Below are 18312 nucleotides of genomic sequence, written 5' to 3'. Positions count from 1 at the left end.
CCGGTGACCAGCACGTACTTCGCATGGGACCTGACCCATCGCGCCGACGCCCCGTGTGTTCGCGATGACGTGGTCGCCCTCGACTACGCCGGATTTGCGCGTCGCGTCGAGGGTGTCGCCGAACAACTGGGCCGTGCTGGCGTTCGACCCGGGGACGTCGTGGCGACCTTTCTGCCCAACCGGATCGAACTGCTGGTCACGTTGATGGCGGCATGGCGGATCGGCGCGGTCGCCACTCCGGTCAACCCGGCATTCACCCCGGAGGAAGCCGAGTACCAGCTGGCGGATTCGGGAGCACGGGTCGTCATCGGGACCCGCGCAGCAGAACTGAGGTCCGACCGTGCCCGGTTCGACGTGGAGGAACTGGCGACGGCGCCGAGCGCGGACTGGCGGGGCTCACTGTCGCCGGCCGCCGGCGACGACGCATTGCTGATCTACACCTCCGGTTCCACGGGCAGACCCAAGGGTGTCCGACTGTCGCACGACAATCTGCACTACATGGCGTCGACCATGGTCACGCATTTCGGTCTTACCGCGGCCGACCATGCCCTCCTGGTGCTGCCGCTGTTCCACGTGAACGCCATCTGCGTGAGCTTCCTGGCGCCGATGCTCGCGGGCGGACAGCTCAGCATCACCGGGAAATTCTCGCCGTCACGGTTCTTCGACGACGTCGCACGACTCACCCCGACGTACTTCTCCGCCGTACCGACCATCTACGCGCTCCTCGTGTCGCAGGACGGTCTGACGGCCGAGGCCACCGGGTCTCTCCGGTTCGCGGTCTGCGGGGCCGCCCCGATCTCGAGAGAACTGCTCGACCGGGTCGAAGGCGCCTTCGGGATACCTGTCGTCGAGGGTTACGGCCTGACCGAGGGCACCTGTGCGTCGGCCTGCAATCCGGTCGTCGGAGTACGCAAACTGGGGACGGTGGGCCCCTCGCTGCCGGGTCAGCGGATCGCCATCGTCGACGAACAGGGCACGGAGGTACCCACGGGTGAGATCGGTGAAGTCGTCATCAGTGGTCCGAATGTCATGCGCGGCTACCTGAATCGACCGGAGGCGACCGCGTCGACCATCGTCGGCGGCCGGCTGCACACCGGCGATGTGGGCCGCCTCGACGAGGACGGCTACCTCACCCTGGTGGACCGCATCAAGGACCTGATCATCCGCGGCGGGGAGAACATCTATCCCAAGGAGATCGAGAACGCGCTCGCGACGCATCCCGACGTGCTCGAGTGCGCGGTCGTGGGCGCACCCGACGAACTCTACGGCGAGTTGCCCGTCGCCTTCGTCGTCGCCTATCCACACCGTGGTGTCGACGCGGAGAAGCTGGCCGACCACCTCGTCGGGCGATTGGCAAAAATCAAGCAGCCGAGCACGATCCACGTCGTGGACCGACTGCCACGCAATCCGGTCGGGAAGATCGACAAACCGGCGCTGCGGTCCGGTCTCCGCAGTCCGCAGCCCATCTGATCCCCCTGATCGACACTATCTCGACGTCCCGCGGCGGACGCCGAGCCGGGGCCCGCGCGCCGAGACCGGCGACGCCGGCCCCACACACCACAACCGACCCAACCACACGACAAGGAGTGCGCACCAATGGGACTCACACAACCAGACTTTCCCCAGGTGGATCCGGAGACATTTCTCCAGCGGCCGTTCTTCGATCGGATCCGCGTGCTGGGAGCACACTGGGCCGATCACGGCTTCGGCACGCCGAAGATGGTCCATCTGATCTATCTGATGAAAGTCTTCGTCTTCTACGGCGGTGTCGGGATCGTCCTCGCGACGCTGACGTCCGGACTCAACCCACTGCACGTGACCGAGTGGTGGAACCAGCCGATCGTCTATCAGAAGCTGGTCTTGTGGACCGTGCTGGTGGAGGTCCTGGGCATCGGAGGGTCGTGGGGGCCGCTGGCCGGACATTTCAAACCGATGACCGGCGGCTTCCTGTATTGGCTGCGGCCACAGACGATCCGGCTCCCACCGTGGCCCGGCAAGGTGCCCTTCACAAAGGGGGACTCCCGCACCGCGTTCGACATCGCGGTCTACGCGCTCATCCTTGCGAATCTTGCTGTCGCGATCGCACTCCCGGGTATCGCGTCGAACTCGCTGGACTCGGTGGTGGCCGACAACCAGGGACTGGTGAACCCCGTCCTGATGTACCCCCTCATCACGCTGTTCGTCGTGATCGGCCTGCGGGACAAGGTCATCTTCATCGCGGCTCGCTCTGAGCAGTATCTCCCGGCGATGATCTTCTTCGGCGTCCTCCCGTTCGTCGACATGATCCTGGCGCTCAAGTTGCTCATCGTGTCGGTGTGGGTGGGTGCCGGCATCTCCAAGCTGGGGCATCACTTCTCGATGGTGATCCCGCCGATGCTGTCGAACACCCCGTGGTTGCCGAGCAAGAAGATCAAGCGGGCGCACTATCGCGACTTCCCCGAGGACATGCGGCCGTCGAAGCTGGCCGGCGGCGTCGGGCACGTCCTGGGCACCATCGTCGAGGTCGTGACCCCACTGGTGTTGCTGTTCTCCACGAGCAAGTGGCTCACCGTGGCCGCGGTTGTCCTGATGGTGTCCTTCCACCTCTTCATCCTGTCGACGTTCCCACTGGCCGTGCCGCTCGAGTGGAACCTGCTCTTCGCATACGCCTCGGTGTTCCTGTTCCTCGGGTTCCCGGCTTGGGACGGCTACGCGCTGTCCGACACGTCGGCGCCATGGGCGATGGTGCTGATCGCCGCCGCGCTCTGCTTCTTCCCCGTGCTCGGCAACCTCCGTCCGGACCTGGTCTCGTTCCTCCCGTCGATGCGCCAGTATGCGGGGAACTGGGCGTCGGCCACGTGGGCTTTCGCGCCGGGCGCCGAGGAGAAGCTCGACCAGCACATCGTGCGGCCCGCGAAGAACACCCGCACCCAGCTCCTCGCTTCCTACCCGGCCGAGGTCGCCGATGTCGTGATGCACCAGCTGCTGGCCTGGCGTTCGATGCACAGCCAGGGGCGCGCGCTGTACTCGCTGATGACCCGTCATCTGGGGGCCGACATCGACACCTACGCGCTGAGGGAGGCGGAGTTCTCGTGTAACTCGCTGGTGGCCTTCAACTTCGGTGACGGACATCTCCACGACGAACGGCTCATCGCGGCGCTGCAGAAGCGGTGCGGCTTCGCGCCGGGCGAGTTCACGGTGGCCTGGATCGAGTCCCAGCCGATTCACCGGGGCACACAGCGGTTCAAGGTGATCGATGCGGCGCTGGGCGTCATCGAGACCGGAACCTACCGGGTGGTCGACGCGGTGAACGAGCAGCCGTGGCTGCCCAACGGGCCCATCCCGTTCCAGGTCGACTGGACTCTCGACGTTGACGCTCGCCGCGCCGTCACCGATCCTGAGGTGGTGCACGAACCGAAGATGCGTTCCGAGGATCGCAGCGCGACACCGGTCCGGCTGACCGATCAGGCGCCGCAGTGACCACAGCTGTCGTGGTCGGCGGCGGGCCCAACGGGCTCGCCGCCGCTCTGCACCTGGCGCGCAACGGTGTCGACGTGCAGGTCCTGGAGGCGGCCGAGGTCGTCGGTGGCGGGGCCCGGTCGGGCGAACTGACGGTCCCGGGCGTCATCCACGACCACTGTTCGGCCTTCCACCCGCTGGGCGTGGGATCGCCGTTCTGGGCGGAGGTCGGTCTCGAGCGGTACGGGCTGGTGTGGAAGTGGCCCGACGCCGACTGCGCGCACCCTCTCGATTCCGGCGACGCCGGACTGCTGTTCCGGTCGATCGGTGCCACCGCGGCGGGACTGGGCGTCGACGGATCGCGCTGGCAGTCGCTGTTCGGTGACTTGGCCGAGCATTTCGACGATCTCGGCGACGACCTGCTCCGCCCGGTCGTGCACGTGCCCGGTCACCCGATTCGCCTCGCATCGTTCGGCCCGCGAGCCATCTTGCCGGCCACCGTGCTCGCGCGTTGGTTCCGTACCGAGCGTGCCCGTGCGCTGTACGGTGGGATCGCGGCACACCTGTTCTCCCGGTTGGACCGTCCGCTCACCGCGTCACTCGGGCTCATGATCGCCGCGAGCGGGCACCGCTACGGATGGCCGGTGGCCGAGGGCGGTTCGGGAGCGATCACCGCGGCGATCGTCGGCGCTCTGCGGGATTCGGGCGGCAAGATCGAGACCGGAGTCCGGGTGAGTTCGCGTGCCGACCTGCCGCGGGCGGACATCACACTCCTGGACCTGTCCCCGGCGCAGGTGCTCTCGATCTTCGGTGACGAGATGCCGGCTCGAATTCGCCGCGCGTATTTGCGTTATCGGATCGGGTCGTCGGCGTACAAGGTCGACTTCGCGATCGACGGGGACATCCCGTGGTCGAATCCGGACTGCCTGCGGGCCGGGACAGTACACCTCGGCGGGAGTTTCGCGGAGATCGCCCACACCGAGCGACAGCGAGCGGCCGGTGTGATGGTCCCACGGCCGTTCGTCCTGCTCGGTCAGCAGTACATCGCCGATCCCGGTCGCAGTGCGGGCAGCATCAATCCGATCTACGCGTACGCGCATGTCCCTCGAGGTTTCGACGGCGATGCCACCGAGCAGATCGTCGCGCAGATCGAGAGATTCGCACCGGGATTCCGCGACCGGATCGTGGCAACGACCGGCACGAGTACCGAACAACTCCACTCGTCGAACGCCAACTTCGCGGGTGGGGACATCATCGGCGGAGCGAACGACGGCCTGCAGATGGTCCTGCGACCCCGTGCCGCGCTCGATCCGTACGCGATCGGCGTACCGGGCGTGTACATCTGCTCTCAGGCCAGTCCACCCGGTGCCGGTATCCACGGGTTGTGCGGATACCACGCCGCCGAGTCGGCGTTGCGATACGCACGGTCGCGACGATGACCGCCTGGCGATCGTCGCGTGCGCTGTGGACAGCGGGGGACGCCGCGCGTGACCGGCTGGCCGGAGTCCCCGCGGCGGCCGGGTCCGAGCTGCTCGAGCAGGCCGCCGTGATCGCGAAGAACTTGCAGGAGAACGTGTCTGACATCGTCTCCGAGTTGAGTGCCATGATGGCCCGGGAGATCGATCAGCTCGACACCGATCCCAAGCTCGTGGAGTTGCTCGAGGCGAGCGTGCACGGCAACGTCTCGACGATCATCCACGTCCTGGCGAACGACATTCCGATCGAACACCTGCAACCGACCACCGCCGCAGTGGAATACGCGCTGCGTCTGGCGCAACGGGACGTGCCGTCGAACTCGCTCGTGCGGGCCTACCATCTCGGGCAGAACAGCGTGATGCGTGAATGTTACCGACTGGTCGAGGATCTCGACCTCGACGCCGGACAGTCGATGGCGTTGACCCGGCACATCTCCGATGTGTTGTCCGGATACATCGACTGGATCTCCCTGTACGTGTTCGAGGCGTACGAAGACGAACGCCGACGGTGGCTCGGCGTCGAGGGCAACGTGCAATCAGCGGCCATCCACTCGTTCCTCGACGGCGCCGAATCCGATGAGCGGGCCTTCGAGTCCGAGACCGGTTACGCGCTCGACCGCAGGCACCTCGCGCTCATCCTGTGGTCATTCGACGACGAACCCCGCGAACTGGTCGCGCTCACCCACGCGGCCCGCGAACTCGGTACCCGGGTGGGCGGAGGCTCCCCGCCGATCGTCACCGCGATCGACCGGTCGACGGTCTGGGCCTGGATTCCACTGGTCGGACGGGACGTCACCGACGGTTCGTCGGTGACCGCGGTGCGCTCGACCGTGCCGGCGGGAATCCGAGTCGCGGTGGGCCTTCCCGCATCCGGGGCACGGGGTTTCCGGAGAACCCACGAGCAGGCACTCGCCGCTTACTCGGTGGCGACCATGCCGGGTGGTGCGGCGAGTCGGGTGATCGGATTCGGCGACCGAGGTGTGGCCGTGGTGTCCCTGCTGGCGCAGGACCTCGAGTCGACGCGGGCGTGGGTCCACGAGGTCCTCGGCGGACTCGCCGAGGACTCCCCGAACGCGAACATGCTGCGGGAGACGCTGTCGGTGTATTTCGCCACCAAGGAAAGCCACCTCCACACCGCTGAACGGCTCAACCTCCACCGCAACACGGTGAAGTATCGCGTCGGCAAGGCGCTCGCCGAGGTCCCGGCGGACCGCGACCGCCTGGATCTCGCTCTGGCGCTGACGGTGTGTGAATTCCTCGGGCCGGTGATCTTCGCGCACTGAGGGGCGTCCGATGTCGCGGTGTCAGATCCCGTCGTTCGACTTCTGGACGTCTCGGCGGGGTTGCCCGGTGATCTCGTCGATCTTCGCTCCCGTCGTGGGCGCGAAACGCGAGTCGTCGAAGCGAGGCCTGCCGTCGACGCGTAAGTCGTACCGCCGGAGTTTGTCCCGCACCGGATCTTTCATCTCCGCGAAGACGAGTTCGATGTCGTGGGTGCGGAGGTAGTCGTCGAGTTCGACGAGTTCGTCGACAGCGGTGGCGTCGATGTCGACGATGGGCTCGGCAGCGAGGATCACGGTGTGCAGTTGCCGCCCGGCCGCCCTTGCGTCGCGGACCATGCCGCGGACGTAGTCGTCGAACATGCCGCCGTTGGCGAAGAACAACGGGGCGTCGAATCGGATGATGAGCACACCGTCGATGCGTTCGGCCTCGGGATGGCGGGTCACATCGTGGTAGCCGCGCAGTCCCGGAACCCGCCCCAACTCTGTCCGGTACGGTCGCCACGCGAGATTCACGAAGGCGATGAACGACAGGCCGATCGCAACCAGGATGCCTTGCAGGACACCGATCAGCGCGACACCGAGGAACGCGGCGATCGACAGCGCACCCTCGACCCAGTTTGCGCGGAACAGCGCCACCACGCCGGAGATGTCGATCAGCGAGATGGCCGCGGCGATCACGACGGCGGCCAGCGCTGCTGACGGAAGGTAGGCGGTGACTCCCGGTGCGACGAAGATGAACACGACGATCAGAAGCGCCCCGACCACCGCGGCGAGTTGGGATTTGGCGCCGGCCTGTTCGGCCACCGGGGTGCGGGAGGACGACGCCGAGATCGCGAAGCCGCTCAGGAAGCCGGTGGCGATGTTCGCGGTGCCGATGGCCGCCATCTCCTGGCTGCCGTTGACCTGGTCACCCGCACGCGCGGCGAATGTTCGCGACAGCACGCTGGTGTCCGCGAACGCGATCAGCGCGATACCGACGGCCGGGCCGATCAGGCTGATGACGTCGTCGAGGGTCACGCCTTCCAGGGACGGCGACGGGAATCCGCGGGGCATCGCTCCGACGACCGGCATGTCATCGGACCAGCCGAAGACCGCGACTGCGATGATCGAGGCCACCACGGCGACCAGGACTCCCGGAATGGCTTTGCGCCAGAACTTAAGTGCGAAGATCAGGACCAGGCACGACACCCCGATGACCGTCGGCAGCAGTTCGGCCTCCCCGGACGCGACACCCTTGACGATGTCGATCGCCTCCTGGATGACCGAGTCACCGTCGACGCTGAAGCCCAGCAGCTTAGGCAGCTGGCTGAGCACGACGACAAGTGCGATGCCGTTGAGGTAGCCGATGCGGATCGGTTTGGACAGCAGGTCGGTGACGAAGCCGAGCCGGAGGAGGCCGCCGATCAGGAGGACCAGACCGACCTCGATGGCGAGCACGCCGGCCAAGGCGATGCGCTCGGCGTCGAACGCGGCGAGCGGAATGATCGACGCCGCGATGATCGGGGCGAGCGACGAGTCGGGCCCGAGGACCAAGATGCGGGACGGTCCGACGACGGCGTAGACGAGCAGCGGTATGACCGTCGCGTAGAGACCGGTGACCGGCGGCAACCCGGCGACTTCGGCGTACCCCATGCCGGCGGGAATGAGCAACGCCGTCAGCACGATCCCGGCGACGATGTCACCCTTCAGCCACGACCGCTCGTAGCTGCGGAGCACTCCCAATCCGGGCAGGAATCGTGAGACCGTTTCCGGTTGCATCAGGCGATTATGAGCTCTGGCGGCGGTTTCGGCCTCTCTTTGCCCAGTAGTTGTCGTGCCGTGTGCGATCGTGTCAGGCGGTGACCGCCCGGGGGGCGTGTCGCGGGTCCGTTGTCCGCGTCGGGATCACGGGCGACAGGGCCAGGGCGATGGTGCCGGTGACCGTGAGATGCGCGGGGGCCTCGGCGTACAGGGTGCGACGATGCCGGGACAGGTCGACGACGGTGATGTCGAGCATGGTCGCACCCGCCAGATGAGTCCCCGGGAAAGCGACATCGAGCAACGCGGAGTGGAGTGGGAGGGCGGCGTCGACGTAGACGACGACGCGGCCGTGGGCGACGACTGCAGACGTGACCCGGGTGACCAGCGTCGGGAACCACACCCCGGTCGGGCACAGGGATTGGCAGACGGGCTCGCCGTCGGCGTCGAGGTAGAACGCGATCTTGCGGTGCAGTGATTCTGCGCGGAGGGACAGGTCGCCGGCGACCACGTCCGGTCCGACAGTGCGTAACCGTGTTCCCCACGTCGCGGTGTCGAACGATCTGGTCACGGTGACGCCTTTCAAAGAGGGCAGTATGTCGAACAAGGTCACCGGATCAGATGTACTCCGCATCATGTTGCTGCGGAACGCATCCGGGCGCTAAGAGTTCGTCAATTCGACTGCTGGCCGTCGAAGACCTCGAGTGCGAAGTCGCGAGCCGCGTCGAGGGCTCCCGGCTCGACCCCCATCCCGGCGGTCACCAGCGCGCCCTCATGGAGGGTGAACAGTCGCTGTGCCAATGTGCGCGGGTCGGGCGCGCCGGCCTTCGTCGCGATCGAGGCGAAGAGGTCCCGTAGCTGGTGCTTCTGGCCGACGATGATCGAGAACGCGGGATGCCCGGGATCGCTGATCTCGGCGTGCGCGTTGATCATCGCGCACCCTTTGTGACCGCGGTCCGCCGACCAGTCCCGCGTGGCGTCGAAGATCGCGGCGAGTTGTGCGCTCGGCGACGCGTCGGCGGCGTCCAGGCGGGACCGGAGGAACTCCTGCCAGGCGGCGTTGCGGGCACGTAGATACTCGACGACCAGTTGCTCTTTGGAACCGAAGCGGTCATACAGCGTTCGTTTGGTGACGCCTGCGGCAGCGGCGATCGAGTCGACGCCAACGGCGTGGATGCCGTGTTCGTAGAACAGTGCCGAGGCCGCGTCGAGGATGAGTCGGGCCTTGGGCGTCCACTCCACGGTCGAGAGTGTGGTCTCGTCAGTCACATGACAAAGACTACACCGATCGGTAAGGTCGGCGGCATGCAAACTTCACAGATCGGTATACCAGCGCGATGGGTGACAGTTGTCATGTCGGCAGTGTTCGTCGTCTGTTGGTCGTCGGGTTTCATCGGCGCGAAGCTGGGCGCGGGTGAGGCGCCGGTGCTCACGGTCCTCATGTGGCGATTCCTGGTGGTCGCGGTCGTACTCGGGGCCGCGCTGTACTTCCGGTGGCGTCGGCGTGGCCTCGCGCCGATGTCCGGGCGAGCGATCGGTTCCCAGGTCGTCATCGGTGCGCTCTCGCAAGCCGGCTACACGGTCACGGTGTACTGGGCGATCGCTCTCGGCGTCAGTACCGGGACGACCGCACTCATCGACGGTGTCCAACCGCTCGTCGTCGCCGCACTGGCAGGTCCGTTGCTCGGGGCGGTCACCCACCGACGACAGTGGTGGGGTCTGCTCGTCGGGGCGGCCGGGGTTGTACTGGTGACCTGGTCGGACGCGACGTCGTCGGCGGACGCGCCGTGGTGGGCGTACCTCGTGCCGCTGCTCGGTATGGCCGCGCTGGTTGCCGCCACCTTCCTCGAACGACGCGTCGCCGACCCGCCGTCACCCGTGGTCATCCTGGCGATCCACTGCGGCGTCTCCGCGGTGATCTTCACCGCGGCAGGCCTTCTCGCGGGGGTGGCGGTGCCGCCGACCGACCGCACCTTCTGGCTCGCGATCGCCTGGCTGTCGATCCTGTCGACGCTCGGCGGTTACGGGTTGTACTGGATACTCCTACGACGGTCCGGCGTCACCTCGGTGAACACGCTGATGTTCCTGATGCCACCCGTCACCGCGGTGTGGGGCACCGCGATGTACGACGAACCCTTCGGGTGGGCAACGGCTCTCGGGCTTGCCATGGCGGGCGGCGCCACCTGGGTCGTGAATCGGGCGGAGTCGTCGACCGAGGTGCGTGACCGGCGCCGGGCTGCCGAAACTGTGGGGGCATTGTGATTCGCCTGGCGGACCCAATCGCCCCGACTCACCCGGTGGGATCTGCCAGGCCGTCGTCGGCGCGCCAGGTCACCGTGACGGGAACCTGGTCGTCCCACGGCTGTCGCGTGACCAGGTCGGCAACGCGTACGTATCCGCGTTCGAACTCGCCGACGGCCGGGTCGACGAGGCGGTACTCCTGCGTCTGTCGGTGGATCGGTTGCGCGTCGAGCAGTACGATCCGGACCTCCCCGGGCTCGAAATGACAACGCCGCTGCAAGGATTCGATGAGCTGCTCGTTGGAGAGATGGCCGTCGCCGAAGTTCCAGCCCATCGCCGTGCTGCAGATTCGTTCGCCGTCGGTCAGTACATACTCCGACTCCGCAACGCCGTTCTCTTCCGGCCCGCTCGCTCCGCTCCCGGCGCCGGCCATCGCTCGGTGCGCCAACGTGAACAGCGCCCGACCGTGACTGTTGAACGAGCGGAACGCGTATCCCATGTAGAGCGGGATCTGGGCCGCTTCGGGGCTGCCGTAGAACCGTTCGAGTTGTGCGGCCGGCATGGACGCGATGGCGACGATGCCCTGTTCGATCTTCGCCGACGCGGACGGTTTGATGCACCACAGGCCGGTGTCCCAATTGCCGGCGTAGTAGCGCATGCCGGGCAGGAACGAGACCTTGCGCGGCATCAGGTTCCCGATGATCACCGTGCCGGCGGACACTGCGAAGAGCACTATCGGCCAGGGTGATTGGAGGTCGGCGAGTCCGATGTCGGGGTGACCGACGAAGATCGCCAGGATGCCGAACATCATGAAGACGTTCCACTCCAGCGGGACGCCCATCGGGATCGACGACAGGATGCCGAAATGGAAGATCAGCATGATCGTCGCCGCCACCGCGGTCACCCACCCGCCGTGGGAGAAGAACAGGACGAGCGGCACGAGTCCTTCGACCGCAGTGGAGAAGTGCGCGATCCATCGTGATCGACGGCCTGGCCGCAGGTCGTCGGGAAAGTTCTCGAAGAACTTCCGTTTGATCTTCGGGGAACGCCAGATCGGGTTGTTGGACATCATCGTCGCGATGACGAACGGGAAGTGCTTGTTCAGCTTCGACGTCGCCGCCCCGAGCCAGATGCAGAGGAAGACCAGCTTCGCGGCGACGATCATGTCGACACCGCTGAAGAGGAACGCCACGGTGAACGCGCCGTACACCTCACCGCGCGCCGCGAGAAAGACGGTTTTGTCACGCAGACCGATCGCCGCGAGCACACCCAGGACGGCCCAGATCTGCCAGCTGGGGAGGACGCCGACGGTCGTGTCCAGCTCCGGGATCGCGCCGCTACCCGGACTGAACAGCGCGATGACCAGCAAGATGAGCAGGGCGCCATAGAGGATGACGTCGACCGGGTTACGGGAATCGCCGGCAGTCAACGGGATCCGTGGCCATGGTGGCTGCCGGATCGTCTCCGGGCGTAGCCAGTAGAGGATCGAACCCAGTGGCGGGAAGAACCGGTTGTTCAGCGGACCGAACCCGCATCCCAGACCGACGACCTCGAACAGCATCGTGTAGAGCACGACCTTCTGGAAGACGATCGGCTCGTTGTACCAGTCGGTGACGTCGAAGAAGCCGTCGATCCCGGGTGTACTGATCACGACGACCCAGCCGACAAGGGCGTAGAGGAGGATCTTGCCGACGTAGAACAGGTGCAGCGCCACCGGTGTCCCGAACCCGACCTCGGCCCAGTGCCGGGCCATCGGCTTGATCTTCTCCGCACGCGTGCCCTGACTCCATGTCGGGAAGTCGATATCCGGCGTGGTCTGCTTCAGGAATCCCATCGACCGGAAAGTAGCAAACCAAGTGCTTGCTTGGTACCGATTCGGCGAGCCTGTGGAGAAACGCGCATGGCCTCCGGTGCGCTGGAGACGTGGCGTCCCGCTGCCGGCAGCATGGCCTAGCCTCGTCGTGTGGCAGCGTTCGATCAGTTATCGCCCGCAGAGTCGGGCCTGCTCTTGCATTTCGACGTCGCGACGATAGGCCGAGGTGCCGCATACGCACAGCAGGGGCGCGTAGCTCTCGAAGACTGGGACCCGCTATCCATGTCGGCGACCGGGACCTGCGTCGGTTCGAGTGGCGAACTGTATGCACTCGAGATCGCTTTCAGTGAGGGCGCCCGCGGATATGTGGTCGGCGTCGCTGAATGCGACTGTCCGGTCGGTGCCAACTGCAAGCACACCGTTGCTCTGGCGCTGGGGGTGATGCGTGCAGGACTCCTCGGTTCGTTGCCTCGACACATTGGGCATGTGTCGGCGCCGTGGCGGACATTACTGGGCGACCTCGTCGCCGGTGCCACCCCGAAAGAGCCGGGATCGGCTCCCATCGGTCTGCTCGTCGAGATCGACGATCCCGAGTGGATGAGCCTGAAGACGGTGACATTGCGCCTGGTGACCCACGGCAAGAAGGGCAATTGGGTACGCACGGGGATCACGTGGAGTTCCATCGAGCCGGGATATGTGACCGAGTACTACAGATCCACCACCGACCATCCAGCTGAGTACTTCGACCCCGTTCACCTGGCGCGAGTCCGTGCCATCCACCTCTGCGCCGGGGACAAGCACCTGTACGGAACCTCCCAGGTTCACCGGCTGGACCAGGCGTCCGCCGAGATCTGGACCGCTCTACGGGCGGCGGTCGACGATGGTGTCGGACTGGTGGCGCACAAGTCGACGGGCGCGAAGAAGGTCGAGTTGCTTCCACCGGCGACGGCCGCGTTGACCGTCGATCGCGACGACGAGGGTCTCGTGGTGTCGGGCGGTGTCGACTTCCCGACCGTCGGGCCGTCTGAGGACGACGCTCTGATGCTGTTCGGATCGGTGCCTCACGGAGCGAGCCTGGTACGAGGCGGCACGATGTTCCTGGCGCCGCTCGTCGACGACGGGTCGTCGAAAGCCCTCCGGGCACTGCTCGACGCCGGGACGGTCAGAATTCCCGACACCGACATCGCGGAGTTCGCCGACGAGGTCCTCCCCGACCTCGCCGGTCGGATGTCTGTGACCGTGGCCGATGGCGCAGTGACCCGACCGGAGATCACCGGTCCCGACGCGGCAGTCACGCTTCGGGTCGCCGACGACGGCGGCGCGCACCTCGAGTGGGGTGTCGTCTACCGCGTGAACGGGAGCAGACGATTCTTCCCGTCCGGGCAGAGCTCGGGGTTCGGTGACGACGTGGCCGAACGTCGCCTGTGGAAGCAGCTCCGTGGTCACCTCGAAGCTGCGGCTCGGGTGTGTGATCGATGGCAGATCCAGGTCGCCGGGTTTCCGGGAAGCAAGTTCGCAGACGATCCGGAACTCGCCGAGATGAGTCGCGACGAGGCTCTCGCATCGGCATCGGTTGCGCTCCTGACCCGCCGCTACCGTTACTCGCCCGTCGACACTGCGCGTTTCGTCACCGAGGTCGCCCCGGAGCTGCGGGCTGACGGTATCGAGGTGGAGATCGTCGGCGAGCTCCCCGACTACCGCGCCGCCGAGCTCGTCCCCGAGATCGGTTTCGGTGCCGAACGGTCCGATGACAATGACAACGACTGGCTCGGCCTGTCGATCACCATCGAGGTCGACGGCGTCGCGGTGCCGCTGCACCAGGTGCTGACGGCGTTGTCGAACGGAGCGACACACATGCTGTTGCCCGACGGGGCCTATTTCGTGCTCGACACCCCGGATCTGCAACGCCTGGCCGAGCTGGTGGCCGAGGCTCGTGACCTCGGAGAACTCGACCGTGGGCGGGTCCGCCGGGATACGCACAACGCCACTCTGTGGGACGAGCTGCTCGAACTCGGGACGGTCGACGACGATCTCACGAAGTGGCGCGAGCAGTTGCGTCGTCTGGCCGCCGCGACGCCGCCGGCGCCTTGTCCGGTGCCGACCGGGCTGCGTGCGGACTTGCGTGACTATCAGAGGGCCGGCCTCGACTGGCTGAACTTCCTGTGGGAAAACAGGATCGGCGGAGTGCTGGCCGATGACATGGGTCTTGGCAAGACCCTCCAGTCCCTCGCGCTGATCGCGAAGGTCATCGAGGAGGAACCGCAGGCTCGCTTTCTCGTGGTCGCACCGACGAGCGTGATCTCGAACTGGGCGGTCGAAGCAGAACGGTTCGTACCAGGTTTGAGGATTGCAACGGTGACCGAGACGAGCGGACGGGCGAAGATCGCGTTCGCCGATCGTATTGCGGGAGCGCAACTGGTCGTCACCTCGTACGCGCTGATGCGCATCGGGATCGACGAGTTCACATCGGCCAGTTGGGCGGCCGTGTTCTTCGACGAGGCACAGTTCGTCAAGAACCACGCCAGCAAAGCTCATCAGTGCGCTCGCCGTCTTGATGCCGAGGTCAAGATCGCGATCACCGGCACGCCGCTGGAGAACAACCTGATGGAACTGTGGTCGCTGATGGCGTTGACCGTGCCGGGTCTGTTCCCGTCGGCGAAGACCTTCACGTCGTACTTCCGCAAGCCGATCGAAAGTGGCACGGAGCCCGGGCGGTTGGCGCTGCTACGACGACGGATCCGTCCGATCATGCTGCGGCGCACGAAGCATCAGGTCGCCACAGACTTGCCCGCCAAGCAGGAACAGGTACTGTCGATCAGCCTGAACGCGAAGCACGACAAGCTGTATCAGACGCGCCTCACTCGGGAGCGGCAGAGCGTGCTCGGCCTGCTCGACGACTTCGACGGCAACCGGTTCCAGATCTTCCGATCGCTCACCATGCTCCGGCAACTGAGTCTGCACGCCGGGCTTGTCGACGAGAAGCACACCGACATCGACTCGGCCAAGATCGAGTTCCTCGTCGAGCAGATTCCCGAGCTCATCGCCGAAGGGCATTCCGCCCTGATCTTCAGTCAGTTCACCGGGTTTCTGAAACTCTTGGAAAGCGAGCTCGCCGGTGTCGGAATCGATTACAGCTATCTCGACGGATCGATGACCGCACGCCGGCGCTCCGCGGCGGTCAAACGTTTCACAAGTGGGTCGTCGAAGGTGTTCCTCATCAGCCTCAAGGCCGGCGGTTTCGGCCTCAACCTGACCGAGGCGGACTACTGCTTCGTGTGTGATCCGTGGTGGAATCCGGCGGCCGAGGCCCAGGCCGTGGACCGCGCCCATCGCATCGGTCAGACTCGTCCGGTCACGGTCTATCGTCTGGTGTCGGCGAACACGATCGAAGAGAAAGTGGTTGCGCTGCAGGAACGTAAACGCGACCTCTTCAACGCCGTCGTCGATGACGGCGACATGTTCGGTGCGGCCATCGACGCCGACGACATCCGCGAGTTGCTCGGCGGCTCGCCGGGGGTCTGACGAGCGAAGCCGCCTAGGGTCCGACGATGTGCGGCTCAGGTGGGTCGAAGCTGGGATTGTCCGGAAGCGGTGTCTGACCCAGACCGTCACCGATCTCCTTGATGGTCTTCACTCCCGACAGCTTCGACGCGCCGCGGCGGGCGAGCGAGTCGTCGTACCACTCGAACCACGGATAGCCGTATTGCTGGTACTCGGTGATCGTCGGCGGAGCGTGGTGCGGTGCGGACCCGGTGAGATCGTGCCATGCGTCGCTGTTGACGATCCGCAGGGTCGCCTCGATGGTGTCGCCGACCGCCCAGTTCTCCCGCGGTTCGAGCGGACTGGCGATGGACTGGGTGATCGACCCACCCGAGCCGAGGCCCATCGCGGAGCCGGATGTCGGTGCGGGACAGAAGTTCAGGGCGCCGAGATCAAACGGCGGCTCCGGAGTCGCGCGTCGAACAGCCAGGCGCTCGTTCCATGTCGACGCGCGAAGGGGTGTGACCTGGATACGTATCGCGCCGTCATCGGCTCCGACGAGCTGCTCCGAGGCGGTGTAACCGGAGCCGAGTGGCATCGCGACGAACTGACGGACGGATCGTTCGTCGACGCGGAAGCCATCGAGCCACGGTTGTTCGGGTACCTCGAAATAGTCTTCGGCGTCGAAGTCGACGGTCTCGGCGAAATCCTCGCCGGTGATCGCATCGATGCCGCCGACAGACATGCGGACGAGGAACGGGTAGTCGGTCGGGGAGGTGAAGCGAAACCATGCCGCTTCGGCCTGCCACATGGGGAGCAGCGCGTCGGACTCGGACCACTCGGCACGCCGGCTTCGAAGTCTGCCCGCGTTCGTGAGGCGGAAGCGTCCCAGCCCAGGCGGTAGACCGTAGGTGGTCTGGTCGTCGGGGACGCGCAGCGTCCGCTGCACCGAGATGGAAAGACGAGCGTCGGCGTGGACCGCGGGGAATGCGAAGTCCACACAGTCGTCGTCGATGGTCATGGACATAGGGGCCTCCACGGAGTCGGTTGTGGCTCGAGGGTAAGCACGGGGTCCGACATCTCCAGGCGTGTGCTGTCCTGCACCGGAATCGGCCACCACGTCGTCAACCGTGGTGTACTGGATTGATGATGTACGTCGTGATTGCCGTCTTCGCGGTGGTCATGGCGGCGGCGCTCGTCGTCCTGTTGGGAATGGCCATCGGCGCGTTCTCGGCGATGTTCACGGGCATGCGCGACGACCGACGCGCCCGGAGGTCGGCGGCACGGTTGCGGTCTGGCGACGCGGGCCCGGCGTGGGCGTCTCAGGAATCCCCGGCGGATCCGTTCGGCGACCTCGCCGACACGCTTCGACTCGCACAGGCTCGACGCTGGGAGTCGTGTCAGGCAATCCGCGAGCGACTGGACGGCGATTCCGCCGACGGCGGGGAGATCGATGCCGGCGGGTTCATGCTCCGTGCCCTGGGCATCTGGCGCGGGCGGTCGCCCGAGGGGATCGACGTCGGACCCGACACCGGCGCACTCGACCGCTTCGCATCTGACCCGATAGGCCAGATCGCGTGGACGACCGCGGCGGTTGCCGAGCGCATCGGTGAACTACCCGCGTGGCGTCTCGACTTCTTCGATCGCCATTCCGTGCGCGTCGACCTGAGCGGTGAGGTCAAAGCCATCGCACACGCGGCCGTCGGCCTTCGCGACCAGTTCTCGTTGCTCGGCGAGGCGCCGTCGGGGCACCTGGCCGCCGACCCGGAAGTGGTCTCGACCTTCGCCGACAAATCGCTCCTCCTTTCGGGGCGACTCGACGAACTCGTGCGGCGACTCGAGGCGTTCGCCGGGTACGAGCAGATCGTCGCGCAGATTCAACACCGCCAGGAGAAGCAAGCGTGGCTCGACCGTGTCGGTGAAATAGACGATTTCGAGCACGTCGTCGCCACCGAATGGGATCGGGCAGAGGCCGATCGGGTCCGGCACCTGGCCGACGAATCGGATGTACTGGCCTCGATCTACCTCGATGAGATTGCGCCGCTGGCGAAGTCGCTGAAGCGCGACCACCTGTAGGCTTCTGGCGCCGTGATCACTGTGGGGCAGTGACGATCTGGAACAGCACTTCCCGGCGGACCGTGAAGCCCAGCTGCTCGTACAGCCGGATTGCGCCGGCGTTGCGGGCATCAGCATGCAGGATCGGGATATCGCCGCGTGTCCGGATGCGGTGCGCCAGATCGAGTACGAGTCGTGAGGCGAGTCCGAGTCCGCGATAATCGGGGTCGGTGCACACGGCGCTGATCTCGGTGTATCCCGGAAGTCGCAACCGTTCGCCGCCCATTGCGATGAGGCGGCCGTTGCGTCGGATCCCGACGTAGGTGCCCATCTCGATGGTCCGCGGTTGGAAGGGGCCAGGGCGGGTGAGTCGGACCAGTTCGGTCATCTCGGGCACGTCCTCGTGCGCCAGTGTCACGGCTTCGTCGTCTGCTCGAGTGTCGAGTCCGGCGTCGATCATCTGCACGCCGGGCAGATACATCGTCGTATCCCATTCGGCGGGAGCTCGATTCGTGACCACCGGCAGGAACAGGGAGCCACCCGGACCGACGAGTTGGGCGGCGTCCGACCAGTCTTTCGCGGTGGGGGAGTCGGGCAGAGCCGCCATGGGGCATACGTCGGGGTGGTACCGCAGGGCCGCACCGTGGCGCTGCGCGAAGTGGGCATGCGGTCCGGTCAGGGCCGCGAGAGCCGGATTTTCGAGCATCGCGTGACCTGCGACGCCATGTTCGGATGTTCGTTCGTCGGTGATGCGGTCGGTCACACGGTGACGATACGCCCGCGCGGTGGG

At 66.1% G+C, this 18312-nt stretch carries 13 protein-coding genes; 7 read left to right on the top strand and 6 right to left on the bottom strand.

What is annotated here, in order from left to right; translation table 11 throughout:
* Positions 1-3: 3 nt before the first annotated feature.
* The 4 genes from ACFUEJ_RS10050 to ACFUEJ_RS10035 all read left to right on the top strand — a co-directional run bounded on the left by ACFUEJ_RS10050 (position 4) and on the right by ACFUEJ_RS10035 (position 6196).
* Positions 4-1470 (top strand): class I adenylate-forming enzyme family protein, encoded by a 1467-nt coding sequence (locus ACFUEJ_RS10050; protein WP_388029021.1) that lies wholly within the window; start codon positions 4-6, stop codon positions 1468-1470.
* 126 nt (positions 1471-1596) lie between these two features.
* Positions 1597-3459: a DUF3556 domain-containing protein gene (locus tag ACFUEJ_RS10045; protein ID WP_388029018.1), complete on the top strand. Its 1863-nt coding sequence runs from the start codon at positions 1597-1599 to the stop codon at positions 3457-3459.
* Positions 3456-4877 (top strand): phytoene desaturase family protein, encoded by a 1422-nt coding sequence (locus ACFUEJ_RS10040; RefSeq protein WP_388029015.1) that lies wholly within the window; start codon positions 3456-3458, stop codon positions 4875-4877. The genes ACFUEJ_RS10045 and ACFUEJ_RS10040 overlap by 4 nt, the downstream gene beginning before the upstream one ends.
* Positions 4874-6196, top strand: coding sequence for a PucR family transcriptional regulator (locus ACFUEJ_RS10035; protein WP_388029013.1), 1323 nt, complete (start codon positions 4874-4876; stop codon positions 6194-6196). The genes ACFUEJ_RS10040 and ACFUEJ_RS10035 overlap by 4 nt, the downstream gene beginning before the upstream one ends.
* A gap of 21 nt (positions 6197-6217) precedes the next feature.
* Here the strand turns inward: ACFUEJ_RS10035 and ACFUEJ_RS10030 are convergent, their stop codons facing one another.
* The 3 genes from ACFUEJ_RS10030 to ACFUEJ_RS10020 all read right to left on the bottom strand — a co-directional run bounded on the left by ACFUEJ_RS10030 (position 6218) and on the right by ACFUEJ_RS10020 (position 9202).
* Positions 6218-7954: a SulP family inorganic anion transporter gene (locus tag ACFUEJ_RS10030; protein WP_388029011.1), complete on the bottom strand. Its 1737-nt coding sequence runs from the start codon at positions 7952-7954 to the stop codon at positions 6218-6220.
* A gap of 73 nt (positions 7955-8027) precedes the next feature.
* Complete coding sequence (locus tag ACFUEJ_RS10025) at positions 8028-8504, bottom strand: hypothetical protein (RefSeq protein WP_388029009.1); 477 nt, start codon at positions 8502-8504, stop codon at positions 8028-8030.
* A gap of 101 nt (positions 8505-8605) precedes the next feature.
* Positions 8606-9202, bottom strand: coding sequence for a TetR/AcrR family transcriptional regulator (locus ACFUEJ_RS10020; RefSeq protein WP_388029007.1), 597 nt, complete (start codon positions 9200-9202; stop codon positions 8606-8608).
* A gap of 36 nt (positions 9203-9238) precedes the next feature.
* Here ACFUEJ_RS10020 and ACFUEJ_RS10015 point away from each other — a divergent pair, with 36 nt between their 5' ends.
* Entirely contained in the window at positions 9239-10195 is a 957-nt protein-coding gene (locus ACFUEJ_RS10015) for a DMT family transporter (RefSeq protein ID WP_388029004.1), read from the top strand.
* Between the two features lie 28 nt (positions 10196-10223).
* Here ACFUEJ_RS10015 and ACFUEJ_RS10010 read toward each other — a convergent pair whose 3' ends face one another.
* Complete coding sequence (locus ACFUEJ_RS10010; protein ID WP_388029002.1) at positions 10224-12008, bottom strand: DUF3556 domain-containing protein; 1785 nt, start codon at positions 12006-12008, stop codon at positions 10224-10226.
* 261 nt (positions 12009-12269) lie between these two features.
* Here ACFUEJ_RS10010 and ACFUEJ_RS10005 point away from each other — a divergent pair, with 261 nt between their 5' ends.
* Positions 12270-15509 (top strand): SNF2-related protein, encoded by a 3240-nt coding sequence (locus tag ACFUEJ_RS10005; protein ID WP_388028999.1) that lies wholly within the window; start codon positions 12270-12272, stop codon positions 15507-15509.
* Positions 15510-15522: 13 nt separating this feature from the next.
* Here the strand turns inward: ACFUEJ_RS10005 and ACFUEJ_RS10000 are convergent, their stop codons facing one another.
* Positions 15523-16494: a hypothetical protein gene (locus tag ACFUEJ_RS10000; protein ID WP_388028997.1), complete on the bottom strand. Its 972-nt coding sequence runs from the start codon at positions 16492-16494 to the stop codon at positions 15523-15525.
* 119 nt (positions 16495-16613) lie between these two features.
* On the opposite strand from ACFUEJ_RS10000, the gene ACFUEJ_RS09995 reads away from it, so the two are divergent.
* Positions 16614-17543: a hypothetical protein gene (locus ACFUEJ_RS09995; protein WP_388028994.1), complete on the top strand. Its 930-nt coding sequence runs from the start codon at positions 16614-16616 to the stop codon at positions 17541-17543.
* Positions 17544-17559: 16 nt separating this feature from the next.
* Here ACFUEJ_RS09995 and ACFUEJ_RS09990 read toward each other — a convergent pair whose 3' ends face one another.
* Positions 17560-18285 (bottom strand): GNAT family N-acetyltransferase, encoded by a 726-nt coding sequence (locus tag ACFUEJ_RS09990; RefSeq protein ID WP_388028991.1) that lies wholly within the window; start codon positions 18283-18285, stop codon positions 17560-17562.
* Positions 18286-18312 lie beyond the last annotated feature (27 nt).

This window comes from Gordonia sp. NPDC057258 (assembly GCF_042668985.1).
In the GTDB taxonomy this organism is placed as follows: Bacteria; Actinomycetota; Actinomycetes; order Mycobacteriales; family Mycobacteriaceae; genus Gordonia; species Gordonia hongkongensis.
Note: the sequence above shows the minus strand (reverse complement) of the source record. Positions and strands in the feature narration are given on the sequence as shown.

Coding starts and splice junctions, on each gene's coding strand:
- ACFUEJ_RS10045 (WP_388029018.1), top strand. CDS start 1,597: ATGGGACTCACACAACCAGACTTTCCCCAGGTGGATCCGGAGACATTT.
- ACFUEJ_RS10035 (WP_388029013.1), top strand. CDS start 4,874: ATGACCGCCTGGCGATCGTCGCGTGCGCTGTGGACAGCGGGGGACGCC.
- ACFUEJ_RS10030 (WP_388029011.1), bottom strand. CDS start 7,954: ATGCAACCGGAAACGGTCTCACGATTCCTGCCCGGATTGGGAGTGCTC.
- ACFUEJ_RS10015 (WP_388029004.1), top strand. CDS start 9,239: ATGCAAACTTCACAGATCGGTATACCAGCGCGATGGGTGACAGTTGTC.
- ACFUEJ_RS10010 (WP_388029002.1), bottom strand. CDS start 12,008: ATGGGATTCCTGAAGCAGACCACGCCGGATATCGACTTCCCGACATGG.
- ACFUEJ_RS10005 (WP_388028999.1), top strand. CDS start 12,270: ATGTCGGCGACCGGGACCTGCGTCGGTTCGAGTGGCGAACTGTATGCA.
- ACFUEJ_RS10000 (WP_388028997.1), bottom strand. CDS start 16,494: ATGTCCATGACCATCGACGACGACTGTGTGGACTTCGCATTCCCCGCG.
- ACFUEJ_RS09995 (WP_388028994.1), top strand. CDS start 16,614: ATGATGTACGTCGTGATTGCCGTCTTCGCGGTGGTCATGGCGGCGGCG.